The organism is Paenibacillus sp. AR247 (assembly GCF_002968895.1).
GTDB lineage: Bacteria > Bacillota > Bacilli > Paenibacillales > Paenibacillaceae > Paenibacillus_AQ > Paenibacillus_AQ favisporus.
Genome location: NZ_PCZT01000023.1, coordinates 48115 through 55133 on the forward strand (window position 1 = coordinate 48115; position 7019 = coordinate 55133).

2 protein-coding genes and 2 pseudogenes are annotated in these 7019 nt (G+C 51.4%); all 4 read left to right on the forward strand.

Annotated elements, in window-relative coordinates:
* Positions 1–299: 299 nt before the first annotated feature.
* Positions 300–3043 (forward strand): annotated as a pseudogene (locus CPT76_RS29225) (alpha-mannosidase).
* A 965-nt stretch (positions 3044–4008) separates the two neighbouring features.
* The gene (locus tag CPT76_RS29230; protein ID WP_105445375.1) at positions 4009–5745 is read left to right on the forward strand and encodes a peptide-binding protein; all 1737 of its coding nucleotides are present in this window, start codon (positions 4009–4011) and stop codon (positions 5743–5745) included.
* A 124-nt stretch (positions 5746–5869) separates the two neighbouring features.
* Positions 5870–6841: an ABC transporter permease gene (locus tag CPT76_RS29235; RefSeq protein WP_076172462.1), complete on the forward strand. Its 972-nt coding sequence runs from the start codon at positions 5870–5872 to the stop codon at positions 6839–6841.
* Positions 6838–7019, forward strand: a pseudogene (locus tag CPT76_RS40765) (ABC transporter permease); the annotation flags it as partial. The gene CPT76_RS29235 and the pseudogene CPT76_RS40765, both read left to right, overlap by 4 nt.

Sequence of the window (7019 nt, forward strand, 5' to 3'; positions counted from 1 at the left end):
CAGGTCTGTAGAAATCGTCTGATGTATGGATCGCCAAATTTTTTTCTTCTATTATATATAGGTTATATTTAAGACTTACTTTGAATGTTAATTTGTACGCGATGGATGGACACTTGCGGATGGAGATGATTATGTCCGTAAGTCATCCATGCCAGCGTCCGGCCATCCATGACAGTGCAAATTTATCCAGGGCAGGGTTCGGCTATAAGCTGGACCTTAGCCCAATATGTTGATCTGCAAGCAGGGGATGAGAGTTCCGATCGGGAACAAGCCGCCCAAGGAAAGGAGACCCGATTTCTATGTCAAACAAGCCAAAACGAACGGCGCATATCATCTCCCATACTCACTGGGACCGGGAATGGTATTTGCCCTATGAAAAACATCATGTCCGTCTCATCCGTCTGATGGATGTGCTGATGGATACTTTGGAGAACGATACGGAGTACAAGAGCTTTTACTTGGACGGGCAAACGATCATTCTGGAGGATTACCTTCAGGTGCGTCCCGAGCAGAAGGAACGGCTTGAAAAATACATCCGCGAAGGCCGCATTTTCATCGGCCCGTGGTATATTTTGCAGGATGCGTTCCTGACCAGCGGCGAGGCCAACATCCGCAACATGCAAATCGGCCATAAGGACGCCCGCCGTTATGGGCAAATTTCCAAGGTGGGATATTTCCCCGACACCTTTGGCATCGTCGGCCAGGCTCCGCAGCTGATGCGCCAATCCGGCATCGATAACGCCTTGTTCGGCCGCGGCGTCAAGCCGACCGGCTTTAACAATACGGTTGCCGACTCTGAGTATGAATCTTCCTTCTCGGAGCTCATCTGGGAAGGTCCGGACGGCTCCAAGGTGCTCGGCATTCTGTTTGCCAACTGGTACAGCAACGGCAACGAAATCCCGGCCGATCCCGAAGGGGCGAAGGCGTTCTGGGACCGGAAGCTGGCGGATGCGGAGAAGTACGCGTCGACGCCGGAGCTCCTCTTCATGAACGGCTGCGACCACCAGCCGATCCAGACCGATTTGGCTGAGGCGCTGGAGACTGCGCGCAAGCTGTATCCGGACACGGAGTTCGTTCACTCGAATTTCCCGCAGTATTTGGAATCGGTCAAAGGCCATCAAGAGAACGAGCTGTCCGTCGTGCACGGCGAACTTCGTAGCCAGCGGACCGACGGATGGGGGACGCTTGTGAACACGGCGTCTGCCCGCGTATACCTCAAGCAGATGAATCAGCATGGCCAGGCGCTGCTGGAAAAGGTAGCCGAGCCGCTGGCGGCGTATGCCCACCTGACCGGTCAGGCTTACCCGCATCATCTGTTTACGATGCATGGAAAACGCTGATGCAGAACCATCCGCATGACAGCATTTGCGGCTGCAGCGTCGATGAGGTTCACCGCGAGATGGTAACCCGCTTTGCGAAGAGCCGCGACGTGGCGGAATCGATCATTGAAGACAGCAAGCGGGCGGTGGCCGATGCGGTGGATACGTCATCCTTCGCGCAGTATGGCGAAGATGCGCTGCCGTTTGTGGTGTTTAACACTACCGGATGGGAGCGGACCGGCACCGTATCCGTCGAGCTGGACGTACAGCGGATTTACTTCCGCGACGGCATCCCGCTGGACGAAATCAGCCGCCGGATTCAGGCGCTCGAGCTCGGTGAGCGTGTGGTGCTGGACCCGAGCGGAAAGCCGGTGCCTTTTACGCTCGAGGATCTGGGCCAGCGCTTCGGCTACGATCTGCCGGATGACCGGTTCCGTCAGCCATATATGGCGCGTGCCGTGCGAATTACGCTGCAGGCTAACGCCGTTCCGGCGCACGGACTTCGGGCGTACGCACTCGTGTCCGGCCAGGCAGCGGCGCAGCACTCGGACAATACTTCAGCATCGCTGATCACCGGGAACAACGTGATGGAAAATAGCATCCTGCGGGTAGCAGCTCAGCCGAACGGAAGCCTTACGGTAACCGACAAGCGAAACGGACGCGAATACCGTGACCTGCTCGTTTACGAGGATACCGGGGACATCGGCAACGAATACATGTACAAGCAGCCTGAAGGTGAAGCTCCGCTGACGACGCGCGATCTGCAAGCATCGATCCGGGTTGTGGAAGATACGCCTTACCGCGCTACGCTCGAAATCGTTCATGACTGGGAGGTACCGGCATCGGCGGATGAGCTTCTTCAGAAGGAGCAGATCGAAGTGGTCTACTATCCGGAGCGCAAAGCTCAACGGGTGAAAGAAACCGTGCCGATGAAGACCCGTACCCTGGTACGTCTGGAGAAGGACGGCAAGGGCGTTAAAGTGGAGGCCTCGTTTAACAACCAGGCGAAGGATCACCGCGTCCGCGCATTGTTCCCGACTGACATTGAAGCAAGCCGGCACCGCGTGGACTCCATGTTTGAAATCGTGTCACGGGATAATCAGCCTGCGATCGAATGGCAGAATCCGAGCAACGCCCAGCACCAGCAGGCTTTTGTCGATGTGAGCGGGGAGACAGGCGGCCTGGCGGTAGCCAACCTCGGCTTGAACGAGTATGAAGTGCTGCGGGACGGCCGGAATACTATCGCGGTCACGCTGCTTCGTTCGGTCGGAGAATTGGGTGACTGGGGCTGGTTCCCGACGCCGGAGGCTCAATGCCTTGGCGAACATGCCGTTCAGCTTGAAATCATTCCGCATGACGGCCGCGGGGAGGAGTCCGGAGCTTACGCGGAAGCTTACCAATTCCAAATTCCGTGGACAAGCGTGCAAACCGGAATTCATACCGGCGATCTGTCTGCGGTACATGCTCCTTTTGCCTGGAGCGGTGAGGGAGTCGCCTTCTCGGCGTGGACCGTTAACGAGGATTCCGGAGACCATATGCTTCGCTGGTACAACATGAAACAGCAGCCTGCCAGCCTTCGGTTAGAATGGCCTCAATCGGTGAGCCGTGCATATAAAACGACCATTCTGGAAGAGACGGAAGGCGCTTCGGTAGAACAGCTGTCTGAGTCTTTGGAGCTGGAAGCGGGACCTTGCGAAATCGTAACGATAGGCATTGAGCGCTAGTATGTTTAACTAGATGGAATAATTTAGTATTCATAGATTTATTCAAAAAGTGATTTATAATAGGGGTGTGAGGGGGGCTTTTTTCCCCCTCCGGCAACCCCGGCTCCTTGACAATTTAAACATTCCAATTCCCATCTACTTACCAGAATTACCCGCTATTTTTATAATTGACAGATGATTTATGTTCCAGTAAATTTGAACGTAATCAATTGTTGATTTGCAAGAGATGACGCGGAAGATTCCTATGCTGTTAGCCTGTGGCTTCCATAATTTACAAGAAACCTCGCTACTGTGTCACAGAACCTAACATGCATTTTTATGTATTCTCAATGTAAGCGGTTTATACTTTGAACATTTTGAGAACTTGGATATTCCAGACGTCAAACCTTCCTGTTTTTAACATTTAAATTTGGTGAAAACGGATCGCCTCTTTCATCAAAATCCCATTGATACAGCTAATATTGAGCCATTTTAAAAAATATATTAAAACCGCCCAAAAAAAATATTGACGTGATATTAATTTACACGTATTATTTACATTAAATTTATTAGGAAGTTTTAACCATTTCATATATAGTCCTTTTTGCTGATTCAAATTGACCGATGGTCATTTAAAGCATTAATGCTTTATTGCGCTATAATGCACTGCGCGTCCACGTCGCGGAATCTACCGTCCTTTATTGCTGCAGGATCCCGCATCGGTCCTGCCTTACTTCTGGATATATTATTTTTTAATATATTGCTTTACCTTGCTACCGTCGTCTTGTTGCAATATGAAAGGTCTACAAGAGGGGGAATTGTTTCAACGTCATTCGGGGGTCGGTTACGGTAACCGAAGTAGGTGTAAAGTCCCTAATGGTTTTCGCGGCCAGATCGCTTAAGACCATTGGAGAGGTCTTGGGTTGTTCTCGGATCTATGGAGGACGCCATTATTTTTCAAATCATAAAGGGGAGGAAAATGGTACATGACAAGCAAGAAAAAATGGCTCTCATTACTCGTTTCATTATCGGTAGTCAGCACGCTGTTCGTAGGATGCGGCAGCAAGGATGATGCAAGCAGCACACCTAAAGACGAGGGGAACAAAGAATCGTCTACGAATACGGGCACGGAGGGAACGAAAGAGGCGACCGGTCCGGTGGACGGCGGAACGCTGACTTACGGAAGCTTCTCCGACATCGTTAGCGTAAACCCACTGTTCGTTCAAGATACAGCTTCTGGTGATGCTGCGGAGTTCATGTATGCCAAGCTGTATGACATTAACCGTACAGGTGAAGTCGTGGCCGAGCCTTGGTCTCTTGCTGCTGAGCCAATGACGATTTCCGAAGACGGACTGACGTATACCATCAAGCTGAAAGATTCGGCGAAATGGAGCGACGGCGAAGCGATTACGGCCGACGACGTTGTCTTCACATTCAATTCGATTAAGGACCCTAAAGTCGGATCCCCTGGGATGTCCGGATTTGACAAGGTAACGAAAGTCGAGAAAGTGGATGACCTTACCGTTAAAATTACGCTGAAACAAGTCTACGCTCCATTCCAATATGTTTTGTCTACCCAAATCGTTCCGGAGCACATCCTGAAGGACGTTAAACCTGAAGAGCTGCAAAAGAACGTATACGGAACTGATCCGGCCAAAACGGTATCCAGCGGTCCTTGGGTATGGAAAGAATGGAAGCAGAAGCAGTACCTTTCCTTCGAGAGAAACCCGAACTACTGGGGTCCTAAACCTCATATCGACAAGATCGTATATAAAATCTATGCTGACCAAAACACAGAAGTGCAAGCCCTTATCAAAGGCGACGTTGACCTTCTGGGCGGTATCCCGGTAACTCAAGTCGACGCCGTGAAGAGCAGAGACGGCTTGACCGTTATCCAGGAGCCAGGTCCGCAGTACGAGTACCTCGGATTCAACTTCAACCCGGACAACTTCAAGGACAAGTTTGTTCCTTGGGCTGGACAAAAAACAAGACAAGCGATTGCTTACGCGCTTAACCGTCAAGGCATGATCGACAACGTTCTGAAAGGCACAGGCAAGCTGATGAACGCTCCGTTCCTGCCAGGTTCCTGGGCAGATCCGGGCGATGCGGCAGTCAACTATGCCTTTGATCCGGAAAAAGCGAAGCAGCTGCTGGCTGAAGACGGATGGACTGCAGGCAGCGACGGCATCCTGACGAAAGACGGACACCGTTTCTCCTTCGAACTTCAATACAACTCGGGTAACAGCCGCCGTGAGCAAGTGGCGAGCGTAATCCAGCAAAACCTGAAGGATGTAGGGATTGAAGTTGTTCCTAAAGCGCTCGACTTCGCTGCATGGGTTGACCAAAACCTGACTCCAGGTAAATACCCGGCAATCCTGATGGGATGGTCCCTGAACAACCCGGATCCGGACGGAGAAACAACGTTCAGCTCGAAGTACTTCCCGCCGGCTGGTCAGAACCAAGGTTTCTATAAGAACGAAAAACTCGACAAGCTGTGGGAAGAGGGAACGGCTGTCGTAGACCAAGAGAAGCGTAAAGAGATTTACAAACAAATCGGTCAAGAGATTTCGACGGACCTTCCATACGTGTTCATGTACCAATACGGTACGCCAACCGCGTATAACAGCAGCAAGGTGAAATTTGCGGAAGAGGATGCTCCTGAATCCTCCCTGGCTTACGGATACTTCTTCCACCTGATCAACTGGTGGGTAGACGCAAAATAATAGACAACATAGGAAGTAACAACGGTGCTAGAGGGGGAGGAAACTTCCCCTCCACCCTTTTTTGTGTTTAAAAAAGGATGATGGTTAGGCGTCCGTGTCCGTATCATCTCTAGGAGGATCAACAATGACTGAATACTTCATCCGCCGCTTACTGCAATCCATTCTTGTACTCTTTCTGATCTCTTTGGTTGCATTCGGCCTTATTCACGCTGCGCCAGGCGGTCCAACACAGATGATGATGGCCCCTGGAGTATCACCCGAAACCGCAAAGATCCAAGCCCATAACCTGGGTCTGGATAAGCCGGTTCCTACCCAGTATGTTATTTGGTTGACGAACATGCTGAAAGGCGACTTGGGTCACACGTTCAAGAACAACCTGCCGGTTGGCGAAGTGTTGTGGCCAACGGTTGGCAACACGATCAAACTGATGGCGTTCGCTTGGTTTATCTCACTGCTCATCGCCATTCCATGGGGGATTTATAACAGTACGAAAGTGTACGGCATTTCCGACCAGACGGCTAACTTTGTCAGTTACATTGGCTTTGCAATGCCTGCGTTCTGGTTCGGGATCATCCTGCAGGAGTTGTTTTCCCTAAAGCTAGACTGGCTCCCGCTGTCCGACATGTACGACATGGATAAGCAAGGGAACTTCGGCAACCTGCTGTATCACTTGATTCTGCCTTGCTCCGTCTTGGTGCTTGGTTTCTTGGCCTCATACTCCAAATACGCGCGTTCCAGTATGCTTGAAGTGCTGGAGCAGGACTACATCCGTACGGCCCGTGCGAAGGGCGTGCCTGAGCGCAAGGTCATTTTCCGGCATGCGCTGCGTAATGCTTTGATTCCGATCATTACGATCATTGGCCTGGATCTGCCGATTCTGGTCGGTGGTGCGACGCTGACGGAAAGCGTGTTTAACTGGCCGGGCATGGGACGGTTGTTCGTCGAAATGGCACGTTCGCGTGAGTATTCCGTGTTAATGGCGATTACGCTCATTACGGCTGTGGTCGTCGTTGCCGGTAACTTTATCGCTGATATTCTGTATAAGATCGTCGACCCACGCGTGAAACTTGGAAGTAAAGGAGGAAAATCGGCATGAGTGACATGAACATCGAGACAGCTCCCAATGTTCAGGCATCTGAGCATCCGGAACCGGCCAGCGCGCCACTTCCCCCTTCCAAGAAGCCTCCGGGCCCGTGGATGACGGTCGTGAAGAAATTCCTTCGTAATCCTTATGCCGTAACCGGGCTTATTGTTTTGCTCTTTTTTGTCGTGAT

What these genes read in the sequence shown, in the direction of transcription:
- CPT76_RS29235 (WP_076172462.1), top strand. Translation starts at nt 5,870, where the DNA reads ATGACTGAATACTTCATCCGCCGCTTACTGCAATCCATTCTTGTACTC.
- CPT76_RS29230 (WP_105445375.1), top strand. Translation starts at nt 4,009, where the DNA reads ATGACAAGCAAGAAAAAATGGCTCTCATTACTCGTTTCATTATCGGTA.